Here is a 25,547-nt window from a genome sequence, read left to right on the forward strand (position 1 = left end):
CCGTCCCTACTTTGCTAGCGCCTGCTCAATGAGGGCCTCAAGCAAAGCGGGGTACTCCACACCCGAAGCGGCGAGCACCTGGGGATACATCGAAATCGGGGTAAAGCCCGGCAGAGTATTGATTTCATTGATGTACACGGAATCTTCGGTAACGAAGAAATCCACCCGGGATAGGCCCTCACAATTTAGGGCCTCGAATGCGCGAACAGCCATGTCGCGCAGCTTCTCGGTCAACTCAGGCGTGAAAGGCGCAGGGATTTCCGCGGTAACCACATTATCGAGGTACTTTGTGTCAAAGCCATAAAAGCCCTCGTCAGAATCATCAATGCCCGCCAGCAGTGCTGGAACAGACGCCAACAGTGTGCCGTCGGCATAGTGCAAAACACCGATTTCTACCTCTTGGCCTACGATTTCTGGCTCCACCAGGATTTTCTCGTCGTCTTCTAGAGCAAGGTCAACGGCTGCGGGGAATTCTTCCCAGCTATTCACTTTGGATACGCCGATTGATGATCCGCCCCGGGCGGGCTTTACAAAGACGGGCAACCCTAGGTGCTGCTTTTCTTCCTCGCTGAGCTCGGTGCGACCTTTGGGGATTACCTCGGGCGCGACCGGCAGGCCTGCCGCTGCCAGCACCTTCTTGGTAAATTCCTTATCCATCCCCACCGAGGAAGCCAATACGCCCGGCCCGACATAGGGCAGGCCGGAGAGCTCAAAGAGACCTTGGACGGTGCCGTCTTCACCAAAGGGCCCGTGCAGGATGGGAAATACCACATCAACCTCAGCAAAGAGCGTGCCATCGGTGACGTTATGGAACTGGCCCCTGGCATTAGGATCCAGGGAAAGCGTTAGTTCCGCCCCTCGCCTGACTTCTGGCATGACACCATTGACAATCTCTAGTCCCTCAGTGGTGCCGGGCGTCCACGTGCCCTCGCGGGTGATGCCGATAGGCACCACCTCGAATTTTTCAGGATCGAGGTGATTCATGATCGCACCTGCAGAGACGCAGGATACGGAGTGCTCGGTGCTACGGCCGCCATAGATAACGGCCACGCGGGTCTTTTCAGTCATGCCCGCAGATTTTACCCTTGACCTACTCCGACTTCTTGGACCGACCCATCAGAGCGATGAGCATATCTTCCACCGCCATGCCCTCGTAGCAGACACCATAAACCGCGTGGGTAATCGGCATCTCTACGTCTGCCTGCTGGGCTAGGCGGTAGATAGAATCACAGGAGTAGACGCCCTCCGCAACCTGCCCGTTGGTGGCGGCCTTGGCCTCTTCAATGGTGCCGCCTTGGCCCAGGCGATAGCCAAAAGTACGGTTGCGCGACAATGTCGAGGTACATGTTGCCACCAAGTCACCCAAGCCAGCCAAGCCGGAGAAGGTAAATGGATCCGCCCCCAACTCCACGCCGAGGCGGGTAATTTCTGCCAAACCGCGGGTAATGATGGTGGCCATGGTGTTATTGCCTAATCCCTTGCCAGAGGCTATACCGCAGGCTAATGCGATGACGTTTTTGCAGGCGCCGCCGATTTCCGCACCAATAACATCGGTGTTGGTATACGGGCGCAAGTACGGCGCGGCCACCGCCGCCTGGACGCGCTTTGCGCGTTCCTCATCTGGGCAGGCGATTACTGTGGCGGCCACTTGGCCTGCGGCAATCTCTTTAGCCAGGTTCGGGCCAGAAAGTACCGCCACGCGGTCTGCTGGCACTCCCGCCGCATCCATGATGACCTCGCTCATGCGCTTGAGCGTGGTGGTCTCCACACCCTTGGAAATGGAGACCAAGGTCGCGTTTTGAGGCAGATGCGGGGCCCACTTTTCCACGTTGCCGCGCAAGGTTTGGGAGGGAACGCCGAATACGACGACCTCGGCACATGACAATGCTTCCACTTCATCATGAGTCGCCCGCACAGCCGCCGGTAGGCGGGTATCCGGCAAGTAGTCCGGATTAGTGTGGGTCTCGTTGATAGCTTGCGCCAACTCTGCGCGGCGGGCCCACAGGCGAACGTCATTTCCGGCATCCGCAAAGACCTTGGCCAAGGTAGTGCCCCAAGAACCGGCACCCATCACCGCAACATTAACCATGGTGTCTCCTCCAAACGTGCAAAGCTATAACCTCAACTTTAAAGCATGTCTGTCCGACCGTGTGGCAGGGATGCACACCGCGCCTAACCCGTGGGACAATGGGCGCTTAGACGTTGTTTAAATGAAGCCAATTACTGTGGAAAGGCCCCGTGGAGGCAGACGATGCCCAATATTAAAAAGATGCACGAAACCGACAAGGATCAACAGCACGAGGAATTTATCTCCGGCCGCCATCAAGTAATCCCGGTAGATCCAGCCAAAGAATTCCACCGCACTACCCTTGCCGCCGGCGCCGTTATCTGGCGTGGTTCTCCGCAGGAACCGGAAATCGCGCTAATCCACCGTCCCCATTACGATGATTGGTCCCTGCCCAAGGGCAAGGTGGATCCCGGCGAGTCTCTTCCTACCACCGCAGCCAGGGAAATCCTGGAAGAGACCGGATTCAGCGTCCGGCTAGGCAAGCTCATTGGCAAGGTAACCTATCCGGTCCAGGGGCGGACCAAGGTCGTCTACTACTGGGTGGCTAAGTATTTGGGCGGCACCTATTCCGCCAATAGTGAGACCGATGAGTTGCGCTGGCTGCCTATCGACGAGGCGCAAAATCTCTTGTCCTACGACGTAGATACCGCAGTGGTGGCTAAAGCCGCCAAACGCCTGCGCATCGCGCCGGCCACGCGCGTTCTTTATGTCCGCCACGCCCACGCGCATGAAAGCGGCAGCTGGGAAGGCGATGATAACCTGCGGCCGCTTGATAAGAAGGGGCGTCGCCAAGCGGAAATGCTGGTCCCGATGCTCAGCGCTTATCAGCCCACTGCCATTTACTCTGCGCTGCCCCAACGTTGCCAGCAGACAGCTGCCCCGCTTGCCGACGAACTGGGCAAGGACATCTCCATCAACAAAAACTTTGGCGACGAGGCTTGGGAAAACGACCCAGAAGCAGCCAAGAAGGCCTTCCGCCGCGTGGTAAACGAAGGCGGGGTGCCCGTTATCGTCAGCCAAGGCGGCACCATCCCCGGCATCATCGAGGACCTCGCCCCAAAGTTCCTTAAAAAGCCGGTGGACAAGCTGAAGTTCAAGAAGTCTTCTGTGTGGGTCTTGTCTTTCAACAACGGCGAGCTCACCGGCGCCGATTACCTGGCTAGCCCACTGCCGGTGCGCTAGTTTCCTAGTTCCTCCCCGACCAACAATTAAGGCCCTGCCTTCCATCTCATGCGGCGGACGAGCAGGGCCTTACTTGCGCAACTATCGTGCGGCTGCGGGGTTTTCTAACCGCGCAAGCCAAGCGTGCGACGGACGAAGAGGACCAAAATGAGGGTGTTCAGTGCTGGGAACAGAAGCATGCCGACGAAGGTAAAGCTCAACACTGCGTACAGGACGGCAATCAAGACGGCTACTAGGATGGTCACTCCGACATTCTTCTTCGCCACTTCGATGGAAGCCCCAAAGGTCTCGCCAACGGATAGCTCAGGGCGTGCGGCCTTAACAGCCGGCATCCAGGTAAAGAAGAAGGCGGCGAAGAGTCCCGGAATAATCAGGAGAATGAAGCCCAGGGAAATAACCAGGGTCGAAAGCACATACACCGCCATGAGACCGGCGACATTTTTAAAGCTCAGAAAGTCCTTTATCTCCAGCATCCCGGTATCAACCTGTTTATTAGCAGCCTTGTACCAGGTGCTAGCTGCCCAAATAAACACGAGGAACATGGCGATAATGGCTAAGAACATTACTGCAATGAGGCCACCGGTAAGCGCGTCAGAACCTGAGCCACTTTTGGCTAGGGCGTCAATGGATGTACCGCTGCCTGCTAGGACGGCGACCAACAGCAAATAGAGGATGGAGAGAACTACCATCTGCACCAGTGGACCGAAAATCCACTGCGCCCAATTGCGGCCGAAGTAGCGGAAGCTATCCGCGATGACCTGAATGGCGTCTACGTCACGACCAATAGGGGAATCTTCTCCTTGGTAGGTGCTTCCAGCGTATCCGGGTTGCCCGAACTGTTGCTGACCGTACTGCTGCCCGTAGCCTGGTTGGCCGTTCGCGCCGTTTCCGTAGGGCGCAGATTCACTGGCAGGTCCGGGAGTACCTGGACCATTGTTTCCTGAATTAAAGGAATCATTATTCGAATAGGGATTGCTCATAGAGTTAAAGCTAGGGGCATACTTTGTTACAGGAAACTGGAGCAGGTGATTGTTACTCTTACGTTACCAATTTTTACCCCCGCAGCTCCCCCAAGGTTTGTGCTCAAGACTCATACCCAAATGCAAAGCACCCCCACCGCCCCTTCTTTAGAAAGGACTGTAGGGGTGTTGGCGCAAGTTCATCCCCAACCGCGCTCCCATTTATGGGGCGATAACAGAGGGCTTAAAGCCGGGGCGTCGCTTTTCATAGTCAGCAATATCGTCCTCGTTACGGAGGGTGATACCAATGTCATCGAGTCCCTCCATCAACCGCCAACGGGTGTAGTCATCGATGTCAAAGCGGTAGGTATTTTCTCCCACCGTGACCGTTCGCGCCTCCAAGTCAACGGTGACCTGGGTTTCTCCTGCCTCCAGCTGCTTCCAGATAAGCTCGATGTCCCCTTGTTCCATCAAACCGGTAATAAGGCCGGACTTTCCTGCGTTACCGCGGAAGATATCTGCAAAGCGGGAAGAAAACACGGCACGGAATCCATATTCACTCAACGCCCATACTGCATGTTCCCGGGAGGAACCGGTGCCAAAGTCTCTTCCTGCAAAAAGCACCGACCCATTTTTAAATTGCTCTTGGTTAAGCACGAAGCTTTCTTCGGAGCGCCAATTAGAAAACAGCCCTTCAGAAAAGCCTGTACGCTTAACCGACTTCAGGTAGCGCGCCGGAATGATTTGATCAGTATCCACGTTAGTAACGCGCAGCGGTACGCCAGTTCCGGTATGGGTTATAAATTTCTCCATTATCAATGCCTTTCTAAGCGCTTAATTCAGGTCAGCAGGGCTAGACAGGTATCCGGTCACGGCTGTAGCGGCAGCCACCTGGGGCGAGACTAGGTGTGTGCGCCCACCTGGGCCTTGTCGGCCTTCGAAATTGCGGTTAGAGGTTGAAGCTGAGCGCTCTCCCGGCGCTAGTTGGTCTGGATTCATTCCTAGGCACATCGAGCAACCAGCGGTACGCCATTCGGCGCCGAACTGGCGGAAGATCTCATCTAAGCCTTCTTCCTCTGCTTGGGCCTTGACAGCTGCTGAAGACGGCACTACCAGCATCCGCGTATCTTCGGCGATGGTGCGGCCCTTGACCACACCGGCAGCGGCGCGCAAATCTTCAATGCGAGCGTTGGTGCATGAGCCGACGAATACGGTATCTATTTTGATATCGCGCAGCGGAGTCCCCGGCTGCAGGTCCATATACTGGAGGGCCTTTTCTACAGTGGCCTTTTCATTGTCGTCACCGCAGTCTTCTGGATCTGGAACACTCTCCCCTAATGGCAGACCTTGTCCAGGATTGGTTCCCCACGTAACAAACGGGGTCAAGGCAGAACCATCAATCTCAACGACGGTATCGAATTCCGCCCCCTCGTCGGTGGGAAGCGTCTTCCAATAGTCAACCGCAGCATCCCAGTCCGCCCCGCTGGGAGCAAACTCGCGTCCCTTCACATATTCAAAGGTGGTCTCATCTGGGGCGACCATGCCGGCGCGGGCTCCTGCCTCAATAGACATATTGCAGATAGTCATGCGCTCTTCCATGGACATCCTGCGGATCACCTCACCACGGTACTCAATGATGTGACCTTGTCCGCCGCCGGTACCGATTTTGGCGATTATGGCCAGGATGAGATCTTTGGCGGAGACTCCCTCTTGCAATTCGCCCGTCACCTCAATCGCCATCGTTTTAAAAGGCTTCAAGGAAAGCGTCTGCGTGGCCATGACGTGCTCCACCTCAGAGGTGCCGATGCCCATTGCGATTGAGCCAAAGGCACCATGGGTGGAGGTATGCGAGTCGCCGCAGACAATGGTCATACCTGGCTGGGTGATACCCAATTGTGGGCCAACTGTATGGACAATGCCTTGCTGTGCATCTCCCATGGAATGCAAGCGCACACCAAAATCCTCGCAGTTCTTACGCAGGGTCGATACCTGGGTGCGAGAAACCTCATCCTTGATTTCCAAGAGGTTGCCAGACTTAATGCCTTGCGTGGGAACGTTATGGTCCTCGGTTGCCAAGTGCAGTTCAGGGTGGCGCAGTGTGCGCCCAGCCAGCCGCAGACCATCAAAGGCCTGTGGACTGGTAACTTCATGTAGTAGCTGAAAGTCAATAAAGATGAGGTCTGGTGCCCCAGCATCACCGGGTTGGACGACGTGATCGCGCCACACTTTTTCCGCCAATGTCAGCTTCTGGTTCATAAACATCTCTCCACACTTGAAATCTCATAATTTGGGACGTAGATTTCATTGTATGGGAGAGTATAGCGCAGTTTCCGGAATTAAAGTGTTGGATCGAGCAATGGCCATCATGATGGCCGCCGCCAACCACCCCTCCACCCTCAACGAACTATGTGAAACCACGGGCCTACCTCGGGCGACGGCACACCGGCTAGCCACCGCACTGGAAGCGCACCGCATCCTCGTTCGCACCCCCGAAGGAAAGTGGAAGGCCGGTCCAGCCCTCCCTGGCAACCGTGACCACCTACTGGAAGTGGCGGGACCAATTATGGAGAAGCTGCGCGAAGACACCGGCGAGTCCATCCAGCTTTACGAGGTCACTGGAAATACCCGCACCTGTATTGCCACTAGGGAACCCGAGTCTGGCCTTCATAATGTCGTCCCCGTAGGACGCCAGCTACCACTTAGCTCCGGCTCCGCAGCGCGCATCATTGCCGCCTATGTAGATGTCAATATCGAAGACGCCTCGTTTACTCTCCAGGACATCGAAGCGGCAAGGAGCCAAGGGTATTCGGAGTCCATTGAAGAACGCGAAGCTGGGCTAGCCTCTATTTCTGCACCGGTTTTCGACGAAGCCGGAACTTTCCTGGCAGTTTTGTCCATTTCCGGATCTGTCGAGCGCTTCCAGCCATCACCCGCCCAAAAGTACGCGGATACCCTCACGGCAGCCGCTCGCGAATTGAGCAGCCAGCTTTAAGCTTCCCCTCGCCCCCCCACCATGCCCGTCTCTGCCCAATCGTTGCAGAGACGGGCATTGCCTTTTTCTACTCATTTAAAAAAATTTGAGGAAACTCGCCTCCAGCTATTGAAACCAAACTGAAAATACGATTTAATGAAAATACGTTGAAAACAACGGGGACTAATCCCCGCCAGAAAGGACCAGTCATCATGACCCACACCACCCACGAGAACCACACCCACACCCACGGCACCGATTGCGGCCACGTATCCTTCCCACACGGCGACCACACCGACTACCTCCACGAAGGTCATATCCACCGTGAGCACGATGGCCACTGGGACGAGTGCGAGACCACCGAGCACGTAGAAGCCGAGGCTCACACCGACCACACTCATGGTGAAGGCTGCGGCCACGTAGCAATCCCGCACGGCGACCATGTGGACTACCTGCACGACGGCCACCGCCACGCCGCACACGGCGATCACTACGACGAGCACTAGTTGCAGCTCGGGGCTTAGCCCCTCATTATGCGCCGCCTCGGCCCTTCACCTTGTGGGTCCCGGCGGCCATTTCTATGTCTACCCTTCCGCTAAAGAGCGCCCCGAAATTCACACCAGAAACATATCTGCGAGCTCGACAGGACACACTCTCTCATTTCTGTTAAAACTGACAGTCAGACTATTAGTTCTTTCCGGTTGGGTGCTACGGTTCTTCGAGTGATTACTAGTTGGAAGATTTTTCTCCAAGATTTTGTCCGCTTGTGGCGGACCCCGCAGGTCTGGGTGATCCTTATTGGTTTGATGATCACCCCAGCCCTGTATTCCTGGGTAAACATCTCCGGTTTCTGGGATCCCTACGGAAACACAGAACACCTCAAGGTCGCCGTTGTAAATGAGGACAAGGGCGCCACCTCGGAGATGACCGGCCACTTAGACGTCGGCGGACAAATGATTGACAAGCTGCATGATAACGACAGGCTTGGCTGGCAATTCATGGACAGGCAAGAAGCCGAGGACGCCGTTAAGAAGGGCGACGTCTTCGCCTCGGTAATAGTGCCCGAGGACTTCTCGGCCGATTTCGTCAGCCTGTTTAAAGGTACGTATTCTCAGCCCACGCTCGAATACCACGTTAACGAAAAGCTCAATGCAATCGCGCCGAAGATTACTGATACCGGTGCTTCGACTCTGGATACCACTATTAGCACTACTTTCAATGAGCAAGTGGCAGATTCAGTGGCGACGGAGCTTAAAAATTCCGGTGGTGATTTAAGCCAGAAGATTAACCGTACCGCGAGCGATACCGCGGATTCTTTTTCGGAAACCGCAGACACTGTAGCCAACTCGCGCAGCCAGTTGGCCGACGTTCACGCCACCATCGATGACGCACGCCCGACTATCGCGCAAGCCCGCGAATCACTCGGTACAGTCCAACAGACCGTCGATGACGCGCAGACCGCGTTGAACGAAGTTACTTCAATTACCGCCGAGGTCCAGCGCGAGGTCACTTCTTTCTCCGATGACGCCACGGCCGCTTATGTGGAAGGAACGACCGCGTTGGCAGACGGCACTGCTTCTGCCAACGCTACCGTGGGCTCGGTATCTGGCAAGCTACGCGGTGCCCTCACTCGCGTCGATGCCGCTTCTGCTGGCGCAGCAGGCATCGTTGGTGAAGCGGATCGGGCTATTGACCAGCTCGATAAGCTCGCCTCATCTCCAGCCCTGCCCCCGCAGGTTTCCCAGCAGATTAAAGATCAGGTGGGAGATTTGCGTGAACGCAATAATCAGAACCGCGCAGTCCTCGGTGACCTGGACTCTCTCAACGGCGATACCAACGACACCATCGATTCGCTCAATAAGACAACGAGCTTGCTGGATAAGATGGCTGCCCAAACGCGCGATGACTCCCACGCGCTGCGCGATAATGTGGCCGAAGGCTTGCCCAAGCTCAATGCCGCGCTTTCCGACGTCACAGCTACCACCGGAAAACTTTCCGCCTCGCTCGAAAGCCAAAAGGCACTGGTGGGCCAGACCGATGGGCTCTTAGGCGGCGTCGACAAGCAGCTCAACCAAGCCCAACAGGTGGTCGAGCGCTTTTCTGTAGACCTCGATGGCATTGAACAGGGACTCCGGGCCTCCCGCAGCGATGTGCTGGCGTTGAGTAATACCGCCAATAACAATTCCATCCTGCAGTCAGTCAAGGGCCTAAATACCGACGAGGTTTCCTCCTTCCTTGCCTCCCCTGCGGAGATGGAAAGCCACGCCGTCTTCCCGGTGAAGCACTATGGCTCGGGCATGTCCTCCCTATTTATCAACCTCACGTTGTGGATCGGCGCTTTCATGCTGCTCATCATCTTCCGCGCTGAGGTAGACCCGCAGGGCCGCAAGAACCTCACCATCACCAAGGCGTACCTTGCCCGCTTCCTCCTACTCTCCTTCTTTGCCATCGCCCAGGCGCTCATCGTGTCCATCGGCAACCTTGCCATTGGAGTGGAGCATGCCAATGCAGTGGCTTATGTCGGTACCGCAGTCATCGTCGGCCTGTGCTATCTGAGCATTACCTATAGCTTGGTGTCTACGTTTGGCCACGTGGGCCGAGGCATCGCGGTGGTCTTTGCCTTCATCCAGATTCCTGGCGCTTCCGGCCTCTACCCGATTGAGATGACGCCAGATTTCTTCCGTGCGGTACACCCGTTCCTCCCCTTTACCTACGGCATTGACGCCATGCGAGAAACCGTCGGAGGTTTCTACGGTAACCATTACGCACGTGACCTCTGCGCCCTCATCGGCATGGCGGCGATTGCTTACCTCATCGGTTCGGTGATGCGCCGTGGCTTGTCCAACGTCAATATGTTGGTCAACGACGAACTGCGCAAGGGTGGATTGGTTATCAATGAACAGGTCCACCTTGTAGGAAGCCGCTACCGTTTCACCGATCTCCTCTATGCCTTGAACGACCGCGAGGCTTATCAACAAAGCCTTGAGAATAAGTGGGGCATGGTGCGCAGGAACTACTCTCAGTTGATGAAAATCACCGTGGCGGTGGGCCTGGCGCTGGTTGTCGCTTTGGGTATCTACTCACGCATTAACCCTGGAGAAAAGGCCATCATCTTCGGCCTAGCCTGCCTGGTTACGCTCATCGCGGTGGGTGTTATCTGTTCCCTCGAGTACGTCAAGCAGAGCATCGCACATGATAACCGCCTGGCGGATCTTAGCGACGAGGAAATCCAGGAGAACCTCGAGCACCAGCAGGAACATCCAAACCGCTACCTCCTGGAAGATTTGGACGAGGAATCCGCACCTGCTGATACCACCGAGACCAAAGAAATACCCGCCGTTGAAGGCGATGACTCCGGAAAGGGCGGCGAGTAAGTCATGAAAAACGTTCTGACCATTCTCCGCGATGACCTCCACGCCATTCGCACCAATGTCATGACCGCAGTCATTATCTTCGGTCTTGCTATCATTCCATTGCTTTTTACCTCCTTCAACGTGCTCGCCAGCTGGGATCCTTTTGCCAATACCAACCAGCTCAAGATTGCTGTTGCCAGCGAAGATGAGGGACACGAAAGCGACCTAGCCTCATTGAAGCTTAATTTGGGCGATGAAGTACTCTCGCAGCTCAGCCGCAATCACGATATTGATTGGGTCATTACCGACAGCGCCGATGCGGTCGAGGGAACAAAATCCGGTGAATACTATGCCGGCATCGTCCTGCCAAAGGATTTCAGCGCGGATCTGCTTACCTTTTATGTAGAAGGAACCGAGCCCAGCAAGCTCAATCTCTATACCAATGAGAAGAAGAACGCGCTGTCTACCACCATCACGCAAAAGAGTGCGGACGGCGTCATTCAAAAAATCGACGAGTCCTTCACCCGCGTGGTGTCCAATGTTGGCCTCGGCGTCGTATCCGATTTAGATAAATACCTCAACGAAGACGACACCCAGACGGCACTCAATAACCTTCACAACCGCATCAATAATGTCAGCACTCGCCTCGATGCGGCTTCAGGCACTGTAGGTGCACTAAGCAATCTTGTCGATTCCACCCTGCCGCTTACGCAGGCAGCGGATAATATCCTCGCCGAGGCCGGCCGCCAGGCCACGGAGACGGACAATGCCCAAGGCGAAAACCCCATCGACATTCTGCGCTCCACCCTCAATGACTCTGCAGGTTCATTAGACGCTTCCTTAGCGGCTACTACGCAAAGCTACGATGCGCTTTCTGCCCAGGTGGATGAGTTGCTCAATAACGCAAGTAACGCCACCGCACAAACGGCGCAGACCTACCGCACCGCAGCTGAACGTGTAGATGAGCAAACGAGCGCCTTTGAGGGCGTACGCGCTTCCATCAAGGAGCAAGCCGATAAAGCGGCGCTGCCGGCTCCAGTCGCTGGCGGCTATAAGGCGTTGATGGGCCAGATTGATGCTTCTATCGCCCAGAGCAACGCGCTACATGATTCGTTGGTTTCGACCGCCGATGATATTGAGCAGGGCCGTGGTACCTCGCAAGAATCGCGCCAGCGCACCAAGGATGCCATCGCCAATGCGAAGCACGCCGCAGAGAAGGCGCGCACTTCCTATAACGAGAACCTCAAGCCCCAGCTGGATCAGCTCAACCAAAGCGTCTCTGTGGTGGCCGGCGATATTGATGCTGTTAAGCAGGACATAGCTGGTATTCGCGACTCGGTTTCTCGCAATAACGAGTCACCACAACAAAGCCTGGCCCGCGCCCGCGATACTACTGCTGGCCTCGCTGGCACCCTGCGGGAGCAAAGCGGCCGTTTCGCGGACATGGGACGCAAGATCGACGAGGTTCGCCATGGCGGCGACCTAAGCAAACTGGCCGATATCGTTGGCTCTGACCCAGAGCTACTCGCCTCCCGCATTGCTGCTCCTGTGGCTGTGGACCGTGAACCGGTCTATCCTGTGGCCGCCTTCGGCGTAGGCATGACACCGTTCTACCTGACCCTGTCGCTGTGGGTAGGTGCTCTCCTAGCGTGCGTGCTGGTCCATACCAACGCCGAGCGCAAGTACTTGCGAAAAGACGAGAACGGCAAGTACGACGAAAGCGATTTCACCCGTGGCCAGGCATTCTTCGGTCGCTTTGCCACGCTTGCGTTGGTCGGTCTGGCTCAAGCCACCTTGGTGGTGCTTAGCCTCATTTTCTTCGTCCAAATCGAGCCTGCACATCCATTCATGCTCATGTTCGCAGCATGGGTAGTTTCGCTGGTATTCATGTTGATCATTTACTCACTGGTCATCACACTCGATAGTGCCGGCAAGGCCTTGGCGGTATTGCTGCTTGTGATACAAGTGTCTGGTTCCGGCGGCGCCTACCCGTTGCCATTGCTGCCTGAATGGTTCCAGAACGTGAGCCCTTGGTTGCCAGCTACTTATGCTATCGATGCCTTCCGCAGCGCCATCGCGGGCATCTACCATGGCGATATTTGGCGTGAGCTGGGCATGCTGCTGCTGTTTACCATCCCAGCATTGCTCGTCGGGCTCCTTATACGCCGCACCATGGACGCCTACCATAAGCGCCTACAAAAGGCGATTAAGAAGACGAAGGTGATGGCATAGCCAGCGCTTGGCGACGCCCTCCTCTACACAGCCCAGCGAGCCGTTTCACGGCCCGTTGGGCTTCTTTCTTGCTGCGGTCTAGCGCAGGGCGCAGCTGACCGCTCAGAACTCACTGTAGGGAGGTGCAACGCCGCCTGCTGCACTGTTAGGGCGATCGACGAGAATCGAGCGAGAATTGAAGAATGCAGGCGCCTGAAAGGCCGACTTATATGCCCCAACAGTCTCAAGGAATGCGCTTTGGGAACTAGGGAAAACAAAAGCTGCGAGCCATGAGGCTCGCAGCTTGGTAGTGGTACCCCGTACGGGATTTGAACCCGTGTTACCGGCGTGAGAGGCCGGCGTCCTAGGCCGCTAGACGAACGGGGCGCGTTCGCAGCAAGCACACACTGTGCGTTGCGGACTCGTTAAGAGTAAACGATGGGTTAACTGAGCACAAATCGCACGCTTAGGGGCGGTTTTGAGGGCGGAGGCTAGGAAAACGAAAAGGGTCCCGAGTCTTCTACTGCAGTGAGGTTTCTTCATGGCCGAGGTGCGGATCGAATCAGTGGTTATTCCGCAGGCAATCTGTGGATAGTCCGTGGCCGAGAACGCTGTGCTAGTAGGACTCGGGATGGCGCTGTGCGTCGAAGTGCATATACTGCAGGCTCCTATACTTCGTACAAATGTTGGTGGGAAGGAAGTTGTGGATTATAGCGTTACTACCTGGCTATGCTTTCGGCCTGTGCGCCTTCGCTGTGGTGCGTTTCGATTTCTGTCACCCGCTCTCCTTTCTGTCTGTTTTCTGCTGTACTTGCAGTCTATGCCTGTACTTGCAGGACTGGAAGGGGTTTGCACAACTTCGCGGTGGTCTTAACCCTGGTCTTATCGGCGGCGCGTCGCTGCCTGCGCGAAAGCTACCAATGGTCCGGGGTTAGGTTATAACCAGTCCCCCATGCTTGACCACATCTCCACGTGGCCTTTAGACGACACCTCACAATCGATACCTTCCCCTTTAAGCCCCGAAAGGATACCGACTCGGATATGAAAAATCCTCCAGCGCTAAGCTGGAGGTCTTTGTACCCCGTACGGGATTTGAACCCGTGTTACCGGCGTGAGAGGCCGGCGTCCTAGGCCGCTAGACGAACGGGGCATAGAACTAGTGAGCCTGCCGTTTAAAGCATTTTCACTGCTGGCCTACCAGGACTCGAACCTAGAATGGCGGTACCAGAAACCGCTGTGTTGCCAATTACACCATAGGCCATTTGCTAACTCGCTAGGGAAGCTAACTGCCTTTCAGCCGTTCTCCCTTGCTCGCTGCAACGTGTAATAACTATAATGATCTTCGCGTAAACTGCCAAATCGCCAGCGCATAACGCTTTTTCAGCCCATAAAGGCGGCATTAAAAATGCGGTGAATGACAGTGCTGTAGTTCAGCCGTCATCCACCGCGCTAACGCGAGAGGAGTTCTTAATCCCAGCGTTGACTGCAGCGCTTGCCGCAGCGTTACCTACTGCGCCGCCGGGACGTAGGGAGTCACCTCGCGTGCGGCACGCAGGCGGGCCAAGGTAGATTCCTTATCCAGCAGCTCCATGGACTCAAAGAGCGGTGGGGAAACCTGGGCACCAGAAATAGCTACGCGCAGCGCACCATAAGCCTTACGAGGCTTCAGCTCTAGGTCTTCAATAAGCGCCTGGGAAAGGGCCGCCTCGATATTCTCGGTCTTCCACTCGGCAACGCCTTCGAGGGTTTCAATACCTACCTCCAGAGGCTGCACGGCCTCTTCCTTGAGGTTCTTCTTCGCTGCCTTCTCATCGAGTTGAAGTTCCGCATCTGGGGTAACCAAGAAGCTCATGAGGCCATAAGCATCGGAAAGCGTCTTGATACGGGTCTGTACCAGATCTGCCGCGAAGGCAAATTTCTCGCCGTCATAGTCGGCCGGAAAGTCGGTGTATTCCGTCAGGTAGTTGCGCAGACGGAAGGCAAACTCTTCTGGTTCCAGCTGGCGGATATGGTCGGCATTGATAGCCTCGAGCTTCTTCTGATCAAAGCGGGCCGGATTCCCCAGCACATCGTGGACATCAAAGTTCTTCACCAAATCTTCCATGCTGAAAATATCCTGGTCTGCAGACAGCGACCACCCTAGCAGGGAGAGATAGTTAAGCATGCCCTCCGGGATAATGCCATTATCACGGTGGTTGAACAGGTTGGACTGCGGATCACGCTTAGAGAGCTTCTTATTACCCTCGCCCATCACGAACGGTAGGTGACCAAACTCTGGAGTGAACTCGGCAATGCCGATCTTCTGCAGGGCGTCGTAAAGCGCGAGCTGCCGCGGAGTAGAAGACAGCAGATCTTCACCGCGCAGCACATGGGTGATGCGCATTAGGGCATCATCCACCGGGTTAACCAGGGTGTAGAGCGGCGCACCGTTGGAACGAGCAACCACGTAATCCGGCTGGGTTTCAGACTTGAAGGTCATTTCCCCGCGGACCAAGTCAGTCCAGGTCCAGTCCTGATCCGGCATGCGTAGGCGCCACACCGGCTTGCGGCCTTCGGCCTCAAAAGCGTCGATCTGCTCCTGGGTGAGATCACGGTCAAAGTTGTCATAGCCCAACTTCGGGTCACGGCCAGCCGCCTTGTGGCGCTCCTCTACCTCTTGGGCGGTGGAATATGCCGGGTAGACAAAGCCACCTTCGATGAGCTTGTCTAGGACTTCCTTGTAGATGTCCATGCGCTGGGACTGACGGTAAGGCTCGTGCGGGCCACCGACATTGATGCCCTCATCCCAGCCCAGCCCGAGCCAGGTCAGGGAATCAATGATGGCCTGGTAGGACTCTTCAGAGTCACGGGCGGCATCGGTGTCCTCGATGCGAAATACCAGCTTTCCGCCGGTATGACGGGCGTAGGCCCAGTTGAATAGTGCGGTGCGCACCATGCCTACGTGCGGTGTGCCGGTTGGGGATGGACAGAATCTAACGCGTACTTCAGTCATGCCCACCATCGTAGTGGAGCCGCCGATTCCAGTCCGCACCAGCCCAGGCGCCCCTGAAACCTGCCCGGCGCGTAGCGGTTTGCAGTTTATTCCTACACGCAAATTGGGGTAATTGGAAACAGGTTTCACTACAAAACCACAGGTCAATGAAACTGACTTCCATTAGGTCTAACAGGTTATGGGAATCATTTTCTATAGTTTCTGGTGAACTTGTGAGAACTGTAGAAAGGCCTTCCCAACTGTGGCTTCCCCACGCACCCGTTTCCTTGCCACGCTGAGCACGTTGGCGCTAATCGCTCCCGCCACGGCTGTCGCGGGCCCGGATGATGGCAAGCACATCGCTACCAATACCCACGTTGACTCCCCCAAGTCTTTCTGGGAGAACAACGATTTCGTCCTAAAGTCCGAGTTTGGCGGTCAAGAGCCCCCGATAGCCGACACCGTTGCCTGGGTGGGCAAGGGCTACAGCGCCACGGATAACAGCAACCAGTATCTCTATACGCTTCCGGCAAACGGGACGCAAGACTACATTGGGGCACCTGGTACAACCTACTACACAGCGCCGCACCAAGTATCCGGCAATACTTCACCCATTTGGCTGGGCTTTGGCGCCGATACCTCCTTGCCCACGGACAAATTCCGTGACGGGGTCGCGTTCCTTGATTTGCTCAGCGTCGATGGCCCCGGCGAGGTAGAGCTTTTTACCAATAAAGATGATGAGGCCGGCACCCAGCTGCACCGCATGCTCGGTTCCTTCCCGGATTCGCCGCACTCTGCTTACCTTGTTGCCGGCACGCATACGCACAACTCCACGCTGTTTACCAAGCCCGGACGATACCGCCTGACCTACCGCACTAGTGCGCGCGGAAAGGACGGCCAGCTCATAGCCAATGAGCCACAGACCACCACCATCCAAGTGGGCGGGCAGAAACCCAAAGAAGAAAAGACGCCGAGCCTCAAGGAACGCTTCGCACAATCCGCAGCCGGTAACGCCGCTGCTGCAGGCTACAGCCTGCGCATGGCGCCGAAGTCCAATCCCGAAAAAGACGGTGATGACAAGCTCACCACCATCTCCTTCGATGCCAAGAACAAGGCGCAAGGCACCCTTACGCTGCTTATCGACGGCTACTTCCTCACCGACCTTCCCGTTAAGGATGGGCATGCTCAGTGGGACGAATACATGGGCCCCGACCCTTCCCAGGTGCAGGCTGTATTTACCCCAGAGGGTGATGCCCCACGCTGGATATCCCAACCTCTTGACTTCCAACCCGGTAAATCCAGCCACACCGATTCTTCTGCCGCCGCTGATACGTGGCAGGAAACCTCCCAGCCGCGCCAGCTTGCCCCCACCCAGGAAACCGAGCTAAAGGAACTGGGCTACACCATCCGCATGCGCAAGCAGGGCGATGGCGGCACCAAGATCGTGGTGGATACCGAAGATAAAAACTTCAACGGCCTACTCACCGGCGGGCTCTATGACACCAAAGGGGCGAAATACCCCACCGTGGATCTGGAAACCCCTATTACTAATGGCCACGGCGAGGTCTCCTTTGATGAGGGCGAGTACTTCAAGGGCTATTTTGCCAAGGTTGACCTCTTCCCCCATTCCACTCTGAAGGCCGGACATGCCAGCAGCGTAATCACCGAGTCCTTTGCTTTCGGCGAAAATTATGAAGTCAATGGGAAGTTTTCTACTTCCACTGACGAACCGGAGACTACTCCCGGCGAGCAAGGTACTCCGTCTTCAGCGCCGCAGCCAGGCACCGAAAAACCGCAAACCGGCAATGCACAATGCAGCGAGAAGTACCTATTAGACCGTGGGCATGTAGATATCAAGGCCCAGCCTGCCGAGGGAGGCTTTGCAACCGTTCTGCGCGATGACACGGCGCAGGTAGACAAGAAATCTGTTGACCGCAAACTCGATGACGTTGTACTCGGTGTACACGATAATGCTCTTACCCCACGCAATAAGAAGCTCGCGGGCAAGGAGTTTGATTTTCTAGGAAAGCCCGGTGAGCGCTTCTATCACCTGCCGCAAACCCAGGACCAAAACATCATTTGGCCAGGCTATAACACCCAGGATCTGGACTATTCCTTAACCAAGGACAATGCCGTCAATCTCAACTTGAAGCCCACCTCCACGCCGGACGGCGCCGAGTGGGGCGCATTCATCGATGGCACCCATGGCAAGGGCTTTTCGGTCCTCGCCAATTCTGCGGCTAAAGACTACACCATCGAAACCAACTTTCCGGCCCATACCCATACGCACTGGGCCTTTTCCAAGCCTGGCTTGTACACCTTTGAGGCCACCTATACGGCCACGGGCACAGACGGCAAGGAGCTAAAGTCCGCGCCCCAAACCCTCACCTTTGCCGTGGGCGATAAGACGTTGGATTCCTGTTCCTTCCGCGCGCCGGGCACGGCCGGAAGCGGAGAGCCCAGCGAAAATCCAACGGATAAGCCTTCCGCGGAGCCTTCCCAGGAGCCTTCCACCCAACCATCCACCCCAGATACGCCGGACAAGCCAGCTCACCCCGGAAGGCCAGAAGAGCCCACAGGGTCCTCGTTTAGCCCGTGGAGTCTGGTCCTCCCAGCGGTTCTCGTGGTGGTTTTCAAGGCCTTTTATAACTTCTTCCGCGATAACGAGGACCTCATCCGCAAACGCTTCGGCCTCAACTTCTAAGCCTCTTCTACCCCACCAACTAGACGGGAAACCACAATGCATCATTCACCCTCCTTTGCCCCTCGGCGCGTCCCGCTGCGGCGCCGATTCATTCACGTATTCGCCGCCGTCTTTGCCACAGCACTGGCCTTCTTCTCCCCCGCCGCGGCACTTGCCTTTGATGAGGTCTTCGACTCTGGCCACGTAGACGCCTTTTATGTCACGGCCCCAGACGGTCAGCTACACCTATCAATGAAGGAAGACATCACTGGATCGGGCGTTCCACGCTCCGGCGATGATGTGGTGCTCAAGGTTGTGGAGGACGCTTGGTCCGATGCCACCGAGGCCGTGCCGGAGATCGGCCAGCCCACCTATTTCCTGCCGCAGACCCAGGATCAACGCATCATTTGGCCGGGCTGGGATACCCAGCCTGCACGCGATGGCGGCTTTGACAACGTTGACCTAGAATTCGCCGAAGTCTCTGGACCTGGTTCAGTGTATGTTTTTGAAACGAGCGGCTTTGGCGATGTGAAGACGGTGACCGATTCCGGCTCAATGGAGCTCACCAGCGGCGAGGTCATCAACCAGCCCAATCCTGCTCACCGGCACGTCAACTGGGCCTTTAGCGAGGCCGGCACGTACACCATGACGGTGCAAGCCCATTCCAACGGCGAATCCAGCAATGCTGTGACCTACACCTGGGAGGTGGGCGACGGCGGCGATGCATCCGCAGCGGATCGATCGGCTGATACTGGCGAGGTTAGCAATGACCAAGAAGCTACGAGCACCCCGCGTTCAGCAGACAAGGGCGGCGCTGCAGCCGCAGATAAATCCGGTGCAGCTACGGATAAAGAGTGCACCCCGGGTATGACGCCGCAAATCAAGGACGATACTGTCTCTCCTTCCCAGTGGCGCGATGCTGATGGCGCTACCTTTTATCTCTCCGATAAATCCAGCGTCGATCTGCCCCAAGAGGTAGGCCCAGTGCCAGCTGGTCAGGCGTGGATGATTGGTTCTACCCAGGTCGATGGCGTGCCGTGGCTCGGTGCTAATACCCAAAGTCCGACCATGCGCGAGAATATCCCTGGCGATGTCACCTGGGAGTTAGCAGGCTTCAAGGGCCCTGGCCCGATGATGGTCTACTCCCAGGGCGGACTGGGAAAGATTGTGGGCGATGAGTGGTTCCGAGGCAATGCCGATGCGGCGGAGGGCACCTATTCGATTGCCCCCAATACGCACGTGCACCCCAACTGGGTCTTTGGTGCGCAGGGCACCTATGACGTCACCATCCGCCAGGTGGCCAAGACCGATGAGGGCAAGCAAGTCGCCGGCGAAGCGACACTTCACTTCGTGGTCGGCGGCGACAAGCCGGCGGAAGCCTTTGACAACGGGCACTTCGACCTAGGCGCTGCGGTAAATCCGGAGGGCGGAGACTGCGGGGATGGTGCTGCAGCAGGTGGGGCGTCGGCAAGCGCTGGTGGCTCTACCACAAGCACCGGAACAAGCACTGGCCAGGCCGCGCAGGCCCCTAGCAAGGGCGGTTCTTTAGCCAATACGGGGACTCCCATTGTTCCCTTTGGCATCGGAGCACTGGGCTTGGGCATGCTTTTCCTCGGCCTAGGCATTGCCCGCCTAGCTGTAGCTAAGGCAGCGGACTAATGGCGCGTGCGCTTTCCCATAGAGGCAGGCTTCGGACCATAGGCGCGCTGCTGGGCTCCTGCCTGCTAGCCACTGGTTGTGCCCCCTCGGCCGCGTTGGATGCTGGAGACGGAGAGAAATTCACCGTGGTGGCCACCACCCCGATCCTCGCGGATCTCGCGCGCAACATTGCGGGAGAAGATGCCCGCGTACAAAACCTTATCCCCAGTGGAAAAGATCCGCATACCTTTGAGCCAACGCTGCGCACGGTCCGCGATGTTGCCAATGCCGATTTGGCGCTGAGCAATGGCTACTTGCTGGAGCCGCAGTCTCTCATCGATACACTGCACGAATCCACCGATGCCCCCGTGGTGGAAGTCGCCGATGCTGCCTCCACCCGCGGTGCCACTCTCGTGCCGCTGGTAGAAGATGTCTCGCTCGAGGCAATTTGGCTGGGCCTGCGTATCAGCGGCGCACAACAGCGCTCTTCCGGAGTGGACTTCCGCATGGTCTCTGCCGACGGACCAGGTAACGTCGCCGCCTATGTGGTCTCTACCTTCGGCACCCCGGAGGTCCTTTTTAACTCGGCCGATGGCATCGATGAAAAAGAAGACTCAGTGACCCTGCCGGCCAACGCTCACACGCATGTCTCTTGGGGATTTTCCCAGCCAGGGATCTATCACCTCGGGTTCCAAGCAGAGGGCACCGACGTCCAACACCTCACTGTGGCCGTGGGAGTAAACCCACCTAAAGGCATGCAAGTGATAGATTCCGGACACCTGGATATTGCAGGTGACCTAGCCAAACACAGCATTGACTTGCGCGATCAGGACAAGCGTTTCGACCCTGCCACCACCGTGATGTCCATCTCCTCTTCAGTGCTGCAGCCCATTCCGCCTGATCCTGCCTACCGCTTCCTGGGCAGGCCGGGCGCGGATACCTACCTATTGCCGCAAGCGGTCCTAGGAAAACACATCCACGGCGAGGTGGACCCGCACCTATGGCACAACGTGGACAACGCCATCGCCTACGTCGATGTCATTGCCGAGGAAATGGCGCAAGCAGATCCTTCTCACGGGGCGTCCTACCGCCAACGGGCGGAGGCCTACACCCAGCGCCTGCGGAATACGGATACCTATGTTGACCGCGCCATTTCTTCTATCCCTAAAGAAAACCGGCACCTCGTGACCACCCACCACGGCTACGCCTATCTGGAGCAAGGATATGACATGTCGGTGGCCGGCTTCGTCACTCCCAATCCGGCCATCGAGCCTTCCCCGCGCGAGGTCATTTCCTTGCGTCGCACGCTGGAGAACCTACATCTGCCAGCCGTGTTTGTAGAACCCGTGCAGCAGGCAAGCGCCGAGACATTGAAGCAGGCTGCAGCGGAGCAAGGCGTGGAGCTGTGCCCCATCTACGGCGACACGTTCGATGACACCGTCAGCTCCTATATCGACCTTATGAAATTTAACGCTGATTCCCTTCAGCGCTGCCTGACCCCCAACCCCACCGATGGAGATAAAAATGCTTAAATTCGCTACTCGTACCGCCACCCGCACCGCCGCCTGCGTCCTTACTGCAGGCCTGGCATTTTCTACCAGTCCTGCTTGGGCGGGCGACCTCGCCCAGGTGGTCGGCGCCGATGAACGCGTTGCCCCACAGGGCGAGGAAAAGGTCATCGATACCGGTCACGTAGACGTTGGTGCCCTGCTTGATGGCACGGATTCTGAACTTATGGCCCGCGATGATGCCGGCGATAAGCCAGTCTGGCGTCACCTGGATGACCTCGTGTTTTCCGTGGGCGATAAGGCACAGCAAACCCTTCCCGATACAGATGACTTTGGCTTCGTTGGCGCTGAATCCGGCGATAAGGTCTGGGTAGTTCCCCAAACCGAACAAGTCGGTGTTCCCTGGCTGGGGTGGAATACCCAGGCGCCCTCACTTGTCGACGCCGCCGATCGTGGAGTCACCATGGAATTCCTCGGCCATTCCGGGCCAGGCGATTTCTCCCTCTTCCTGCAAAACGGCGGCTTCGAAGCGCCACAGCTCTTGTGGTCCACCGCGCAGAAGAGCGACGAGGACTTCTGGGTAGACCTCAATACCCACACCCACGCCAACTGGACGTTTACGGAGCCAGGCACCCATCAGGTAGGCATCAGGGTAAAGGGCAAGACCAAGGACGGTGCTGATTTCAGCACCGATGGCGTACTCACCTTCGCCGTGGGTGATGATGCCGACGTCCAAGCGGCCCAGGACACCACCTGGAATCCAGACGATGCCCAGACCGCGGGCTCCTCTATTCCCACCTGGGTTTTTGTCCTCGCCGGTGTCGGCGCCGTAGTACTGCTACTGGCCCTGGGACTCGCCCTGCGTTCAGCCAAGCGGGGCGATAACCGTGGCTAAACCGCTTATTTCCGTTGCTGATCTCAACGTCTCGCTCTCGCATCGCAGCGTCATCACCGATGCCAACCTCACCGTCTGCCCGGGCGAATTCATCGGGCTCCTCGGGCCCAATGGTGCTGGTAAGACCACTCTCATGCGCGCGATTTTAGGGCTTATTCCTTCCTCCGGAACTCGCAGCATCTCCGGCACTGTGGGGTATGTTCCCCAGCGCCACGAGGTGGAATGGGGCTTTCCCATCAATGTCTATCGCACCGTTCTCAGCGGCCGCACCGGCCTTATCGGCTGGCTCAAGCGACCGCGCGCCACGGACCACGCCGCGGCGGCAGAGGCGCTTCGTTTGGTTCACATGGAAGAATTTTCTACCCGCCCCATCGAAGAACTCTCCGGTGGTCAACGCCAGCGCGTGCTCATCGCCCGGGCCCTCGCCACACAACCACACGTGCTGCTGCTCGATGAGCCCTTTACCGGGCTAGATGCGCCCAATACCGAATCGCTTCTCGAGCTTTTTGAAGAGCTTTCCCACCGCGGCACCTCCATCATTATGTCCACTCATAACCTTTCTGAAGCCGCACATTCCTGCCACCGCCTCATTCTTTTTAACGGCACCGTGGTAGCCGATGATTCCGCTTCGCGCCTTCTTCGCCAGACGGATCCGTGGACGCACACCTTTGGCGTGCGTGCCGGTTCGCCTTTGCTTTCTGCCATTGGAGTCTCCGCATGATAGAAATTTCCTTCCTCGATTTCCTGCGCGACCTGGTCAATCCCCACCTTGACTTCCTCGCTCGCGCGGTAGGCATCTCCTTGCTGGCGGCCATCGTGTGCGGCGTCATCGGCTGCTATGTCGTGCTGCGCGGCATGGCCTTTATTGGCGATGCCGTCTCCCACGCGGTATTTCCTGGCCTAGCCATTGCCTTCGCCCTGCAAGCCTCGGTGCTCGTGGGTGGCGCAGTCGCCGGTGCGGTTGTGGCCTTGCTCATCGCCGCCTTTTCGCAGCGTCGCCACGTACGAGCGGATTCCATCATCGGTATCTTCTTCGCCGCGGCCTTCGCCTTGGGCATGGTGATCATCTCGCGCACCGATGGCTATAGTGCCTCGTTGACAAGCTTCCTCTTCGGCTCACTCACCGGCGTATCCCGCACCGATATCATCATCGCGGCCTGCGTATGTGCCGTGGTTATCGCCATCGTTATAGCCTTTGGCCCCCAGCTCAATGCCACGTGCTTGGACCGGGAAACCGCTCGCGCAATGGGCTTGCCCGTCTTTGTGCTGGATATCATTTTGTACCTGTGCGTCACGGCCGCAGTGGTCATTTCCGTAAGCACGATCGGCAATATCTTGGTCCTCGCACTGCTTATCACTCCGGCCGCGACGGCACGCCTACTTAGCGCAAACCTCACGACCATGATGTGGCTATCCGCCCTCATTGGCGCGCTATCTAGCTTCCTCGGTATCTACCTAGCATGGGCCATTGACCTGCCGGCCGGCGCCACCATCGTGCTCACCCTCACCGTCATTTTCTTGGGCGTTTGGGCTATCCACCCACTGCTCGGCGCCCGCAAGCACGCAGGTGCCTCGCTTTCCGACGCCCCACACCCCACCCCACGAAAGGAATCCGTCTCCTCATGAAACCTGTCTGCCGCACCGCGGTGGCCCTTGGCGCCGCCGGACTTATTAGCCTCGGCGCCCTTCCGGGAGCGGGAGTAGAACCCTTCGAGCCCGCCACCGCATATGCCGAAGAATCCACCGCGGAATGCTCTTCCAGCGACTTCGACCTCATCACCAAGGGCCACCAGGACATGGCGCTCAGCGGCGATTCCGGTGATCTCAGCTTCACGGTGAAAGATGATGATAAGGGCGTCGAGCATGACTCTGAGTCCTTTGCCATTGAGGTATCTGATGACCTTAAACAACCGCTATCAGAGCTCGGTGATTCTTCCCTGCCCGATGAAGGTTGGATTCTGCCGCAAACGCAAGACCCCGATGCTCCTTGGCTAGGTTTTAATACCCAAGAGCTGTCTCAGGATCTCCTCGCCGCTGGAGACACCGCTACCTTGAGCATGGCTATCGCACAGGGCCCCGAGGATGGCCGCATCTTGGCCTACCAGGTGAATCTTGGTGACCCCAAGGTGCTTATGGACACTGCCGATGGCTCTGCCTGGGACTACCCCGGCAACTCCCATTCCCACCCGGCCTTTGCCTTTACCGAGCCGGGTACTTACGCGGTGAGTTTTACCTTTGAGCTTCCCGACGGCACCCGACACCACTTGCATACTGGCTTCCTCGTCGGAGAGCAGGCAGATGCGAAAGATCTATGCGGCGTGGACTATACCGATGCGGATGGTGCTTCCGGCAACGGTGGCGACTCAAATAGCCGCCCCAAGCAACTGGAAAAAGACGTCAAAGACGTAGACAAAGCCATCGCCGGGCTAGACAAAGAACTCGACAATACCCTGCAGGAGGGCCAGAAATTCCTAGAAGGTGGCAAGCCACAAGAAGACAAGAAGGGTTCTGACGAGGACAGCGCGGGCAAGCGCAAGCAGCCCTCCCGCACCAAGGAAAAAGACGCTGGGAAGGATGGAGCGCCACATAAGACGCCGTCCACGGGTTCGGCTCACGCCTCTGGTACTACGCGAAAGTCTGGTGCTGGTTCTGGGGCTACGACCCACCATTCGACTAGCCGTGTCAATGATTCTGCCTCCACTGCGAAATCCGGAAAAAGCGGAGGCGCTGGCACGGGCTCGCACCGTTCTGCTTCCACCAGCGGTTCTTCCCACTCGACGGCCAAAAAGTCCACCGGCTCTCGGGACGCAAAGTCCGCAAAGCGTACCAAGGGCAAGGCCGCAGGCACCGCTGGTGCAAAGAGGGTGCCGGATGCCGGCGCTGCGGAAGGCAAAAACACTGGAAATGTACTGACTAATGCCGCTGCGTATACCGCCACCCTGGCTAAAAGCAGCTTCTGGGCGGGCCTTTTAGCCGGACTAGGCGCATTCGCTCTGGTGCTCGGAATCGGCCTGCTGGTCTATGTCCGGTTCTTCCGCAAGAAGAAGGCCCCAGCGCAGCAGCCGGCCGATGATGCCACGGCCCACTTGCCGCGCGTCGACTAGCGCA

Annotated in this window: 18 protein-coding genes and 3 tRNA genes; 12 read left to right on the forward strand and 9 right to left on the reverse strand. The window is 57.2% G+C overall.

Translation table 11 applies throughout. The features are described 5' to 3' along the window. Window positions 1–6: 6 nt before the first annotated feature. Both I6I12_RS07385 and I6I12_RS07390 read right to left on the reverse strand, forming a co-directional pair. Window positions 7–1,068, reverse strand: coding sequence for a D-alanine--D-alanine ligase family protein (locus I6I12_RS07385; protein WP_200287609.1), 1,062 nt, complete (start codon window positions 1,066–1,068; stop codon window positions 7–9). A gap of 22 nt (window positions 1,069–1,090) precedes the next feature. After that, complete coding sequence (locus I6I12_RS07390) at window positions 1,091–2,089, reverse strand: NAD(P)H-dependent glycerol-3-phosphate dehydrogenase (protein ID WP_200287611.1); 999 nt, start codon at window positions 2,087–2,089, stop codon at window positions 1,091–1,093. 162 nt (window positions 2,090–2,251) lie between these two features. Between I6I12_RS07390 and I6I12_RS07395 the strand changes: the two genes are divergently transcribed. After that, window positions 2,252–3,250, forward strand: coding sequence for an NUDIX hydrolase (locus I6I12_RS07395; protein ID WP_200287613.1), 999 nt, complete (start codon window positions 2,252–2,254; stop codon window positions 3,248–3,250). Between the two features lie 104 nt (window positions 3,251–3,354). Here I6I12_RS07395 and I6I12_RS07400 read toward each other — a convergent pair whose 3' ends face one another. From I6I12_RS07400 to leuC, 3 genes are all read right to left on the reverse strand, one after another. Beyond that, a complete protein-coding gene (locus I6I12_RS07400; protein WP_200287614.1) occupies window positions 3,355–4,230 on the reverse strand; it encodes a hypothetical protein in 876 nt (291 codons plus the stop codon). A gap of 201 nt (window positions 4,231–4,431) precedes the next feature. Then, window positions 4,432–5,022, reverse strand: a complete 591-nt coding sequence (leuD, locus tag I6I12_RS07405; protein WP_200287616.1) for a 3-isopropylmalate dehydratase small subunit — start codon at window positions 5,020–5,022, stop codon at window positions 4,432–4,434. Window positions 5,023–5,043: 21 nt separating this feature from the next. After that, window positions 5,044–6,465: a 3-isopropylmalate dehydratase large subunit gene (gene leuC, locus I6I12_RS07410; protein ID WP_200287618.1), complete on the reverse strand. Its 1,422-nt coding sequence runs from the start codon at window positions 6,463–6,465 to the stop codon at window positions 5,044–5,046. A 52-nt stretch (window positions 6,466–6,517) separates the two neighbouring features. On the opposite strand from leuC, the gene I6I12_RS07415 reads away from it, so the two are divergent. The 4 genes from I6I12_RS07415 (at window position 6,518) to I6I12_RS07430 (ending at window position 12,765) form a co-directional block, all read left to right on the forward strand. Further along, complete coding sequence (locus I6I12_RS07415; protein ID WP_200287619.1) at window positions 6,518–7,201, forward strand: IclR family transcriptional regulator; 684 nt, start codon at window positions 6,518–6,520, stop codon at window positions 7,199–7,201. 191 nt (window positions 7,202–7,392) lie between these two features. Next, window positions 7,393–7,686: a hypothetical protein gene (locus I6I12_RS07420; RefSeq protein WP_023021683.1), complete on the forward strand. Its 294-nt coding sequence runs from the start codon at window positions 7,393–7,395 to the stop codon at window positions 7,684–7,686. Between the two features lie 216 nt (window positions 7,687–7,902). Continuing rightward, window positions 7,903–10,554, forward strand: a complete 2,652-nt coding sequence (locus tag I6I12_RS07425; protein ID WP_200287621.1) for a YhgE/Pip domain-containing protein — start codon at window positions 7,903–7,905, stop codon at window positions 10,552–10,554. Window positions 10,555–10,557: 3 nt separating this feature from the next. Then, window positions 10,558–12,765, forward strand: a complete 2,208-nt coding sequence (locus tag I6I12_RS07430) for a YhgE/Pip domain-containing protein (RefSeq protein ID WP_200287623.1) — start codon at window positions 10,558–10,560, stop codon at window positions 12,763–12,765. 290 nt (window positions 12,766–13,055) lie between these two features. On the opposite strand, the gene I6I12_RS07435 is transcribed toward I6I12_RS07430, so the two are convergent. From I6I12_RS07435 to gltX, 4 genes are all read right to left on the reverse strand, one after another. Further along, a tRNA-Glu gene (locus I6I12_RS07435) sits at window positions 13,056–13,131 on the reverse strand. Between the two features lie 690 nt (window positions 13,132–13,821). Then, a tRNA-Glu gene (locus I6I12_RS07440) sits at window positions 13,822–13,894 on the reverse strand. A 39-nt stretch (window positions 13,895–13,933) separates the two neighbouring features. Next, window positions 13,934–14,005 (reverse strand) — tRNA-Gln (locus I6I12_RS07445). Window positions 14,006–14,251: 246 nt separating this feature from the next. Next, complete coding sequence (gene gltX, locus I6I12_RS07450; protein WP_200289045.1) at window positions 14,252–15,745, reverse strand: glutamate--tRNA ligase; 1,494 nt, start codon at window positions 15,743–15,745, stop codon at window positions 14,252–14,254. Between the two features lie 232 nt (window positions 15,746–15,977). Between gltX and I6I12_RS07455 the strand changes: the two genes are divergently transcribed. The 7 genes from I6I12_RS07455 to I6I12_RS07485 are packed head-to-tail and all read left to right on the forward strand — an operon-like array spanning window position 15,978 to window position 25,543. After that, complete coding sequence (locus tag I6I12_RS07455; RefSeq protein WP_200287625.1) at window positions 15,978–18,419, forward strand: choice-of-anchor M domain-containing protein; 2,442 nt, start codon at window positions 15,978–15,980, stop codon at window positions 18,417–18,419. Between the two features lie 36 nt (window positions 18,420–18,455). After that, the gene (locus I6I12_RS07460; RefSeq protein WP_200287627.1) at window positions 18,456–20,057 is read left to right on the forward strand and encodes a choice-of-anchor M domain-containing protein; all 1,602 of its coding nucleotides are present in this window, start codon (window positions 18,456–18,458) and stop codon (window positions 20,055–20,057) included. After that, complete coding sequence (locus I6I12_RS07465; protein WP_200287629.1) at window positions 20,057–21,568, forward strand: anchored repeat ABC transporter, substrate-binding protein; 1,512 nt, start codon at window positions 20,057–20,059, stop codon at window positions 21,566–21,568. Before I6I12_RS07460 ends, I6I12_RS07465 begins: the two co-directional genes overlap by 1 nt. Next, a complete protein-coding gene (locus I6I12_RS07470; protein ID WP_200287631.1) occupies window positions 21,561–22,439 on the forward strand; it encodes a choice-of-anchor M domain-containing protein in 879 nt (292 codons plus the stop codon). The genes I6I12_RS07465 and I6I12_RS07470 overlap by 8 nt, the downstream gene beginning before the upstream one ends. Beyond that, on the forward strand, window positions 22,432–23,160 hold the full coding sequence (locus I6I12_RS07475; protein WP_200287632.1) for an anchored repeat-type ABC transporter ATP-binding subunit: 729 nt from the start codon (window positions 22,432–22,434) through the stop codon (window positions 23,158–23,160). The genes I6I12_RS07470 and I6I12_RS07475 overlap by 8 nt, the downstream gene beginning before the upstream one ends. Further along, window positions 23,157–24,065 (forward strand): anchored repeat-type ABC transporter permease subunit, encoded by a 909-nt coding sequence (locus tag I6I12_RS07480; RefSeq protein WP_023021692.1) that lies wholly within the window; start codon window positions 23,157–23,159, stop codon window positions 24,063–24,065. Before I6I12_RS07475 ends, I6I12_RS07480 begins: the two co-directional genes overlap by 4 nt. Beyond that, the gene (locus I6I12_RS07485) at window positions 24,062–25,543 is read left to right on the forward strand and encodes a choice-of-anchor M domain-containing protein (protein WP_200287633.1); all 1,482 of its coding nucleotides are present in this window, start codon (window positions 24,062–24,064) and stop codon (window positions 25,541–25,543) included. Before I6I12_RS07480 ends, I6I12_RS07485 begins: the two co-directional genes overlap by 4 nt. Window positions 25,544–25,547 lie beyond the last annotated feature (4 nt).

It is taken from the genome of Corynebacterium kefirresidentii, from assembly GCF_016599755.1.
GTDB lineage: Bacteria > Actinomycetota > Actinomycetes > Mycobacteriales > Mycobacteriaceae > Corynebacterium > Corynebacterium kefirresidentii.